1 protein-coding gene is annotated in these 1,353 nt (G+C 60.0%); it reads right to left on the bottom strand.

Features of this window, described 5'->3' with window-relative positions; all coding sequences use genetic code 11:
- Positions 1-1,353, bottom strand: a 1,353-nt coding sequence (ltrA, locus tag M2271_RS42410; RefSeq protein ID WP_280892813.1) for a group II intron reverse transcriptase/maturase, incomplete at both ends; no start/stop codon positions are given.

Here is a 1,353-nt window from a genome sequence, read left to right as displayed (position 1 = left end):
GGATGGGTCGTCAGGAGACGCCGCGCCCTTCACTTGTACGTGGCGGACGATTTTCGTCCATTTGAAATATGGAAGGTAGGCACCACTGTTGCGATCCCCGAAAACCCATCTGTCATTTCTGGACTCGTTGAACCTGCCGAAGTGTCTGTTGGCAACCCAGACTCTCGACTTCCTCGGGTGGCTTCTTCGGGACCATTCCCACAGCAACTTCCACAAGTAGTGGTCGAGGCTGGCAAATACTCGCGAGGAGACCGCCTTCCGGTAGTACGCCGACCACCCTCGGATGATGGGGGTCAGCACCCTCAACACACCTGCCGTGTTGGAGCCGTAAAGCCCCTTCACTTCTGTGCGCAGGGTCTGCCGGATTCTCTTGACGGCATCGGCACTCGGTTTGATAAGTAGCTTTCCGTCGTAGCGACGGATGTTGAAGCCGAGGAAGTCAAACCCGTTCTCCACGTGGGTGATCCGGGTCTTTTCTTCGTTGAACCTTAGTCCTCTCGGCTCCAGCCACTCTGACAGTTTCTCCTTGACCCGCTCCGCCTCCGACTTGCTGTGGCACATGACCACGAAATCGTCTGCGTACCGGATCAGGATCGGTGTCCCAGGGGCTGCCTTCGGCTCGTAGGACTTCGCCTCGGTTCCCCAGTACCGGCACCCTGCCGCCTTTTCTATCCCGTGGAGTGCCACGTTCATCAGCAGCGGGCTGATCACTCCGCCTTGTGGAGTTCCCTCCTCGGTCGGCGTGAACCGCCCTTGTTCGACCACACCGGCTTTCAACCATGCCCGAATGAGGCTGCGGCCGGGGAATCCCCCGACCGCGTCCATCAGACGTGGGTGGTCGATGCGATCGAATGCCGCTGATAGATCCGCATCCAGGACCCAGAGGCGTTTGGCGTTCTTGCGTGCCGTTGCCCCGAAAATTGCCTCGATGGCGTCGTGACAGCCCCTCCCCGGTCGAAAACCGTACGACCGGGGTTCGAAACGAGCCTCCCACTCGGGTTCCAACGCATTCTTGACGCGAGCCTGCATGGCTCGGTCTCGGATGGTGGGAATCCCTAGTGGTCGTTGTCTCCCATTGCTCTTCGGGATGTACACCCGCTTAACCGGCATGGCACGCCATGGCTTTTCGGCCTGATGGACCTCTGTTGCAAGGTTCCAACGGGCCCCGGGCGTGACAGCCTTCTTCCTGTCGACGCCGGCGGTCTTGCGGCCAGTGCTCAGCTGAGTCACGCGTCTCACGCTGGTGAGCGTGTTGGAGTGGCTCCGTAGCATGAGCTTCTGAAGATTCCTGACCTTGGGCCAGTCCTCTTCCTGCGCGGCCTTGAAGATCCGCTGTCTCAGTCGCCGTACCTC

It is taken from the genome of Streptomyces sp. LBL (genome assembly GCF_029893585.1).
In the GTDB taxonomy this organism is placed as follows: Bacteria; Actinomycetota; Actinomycetes; order Streptomycetales; family Streptomycetaceae; genus Streptomyces.
Note: the sequence above shows the minus strand (reverse complement) of the source record. Positions and strands in the feature narration are given on the sequence as shown.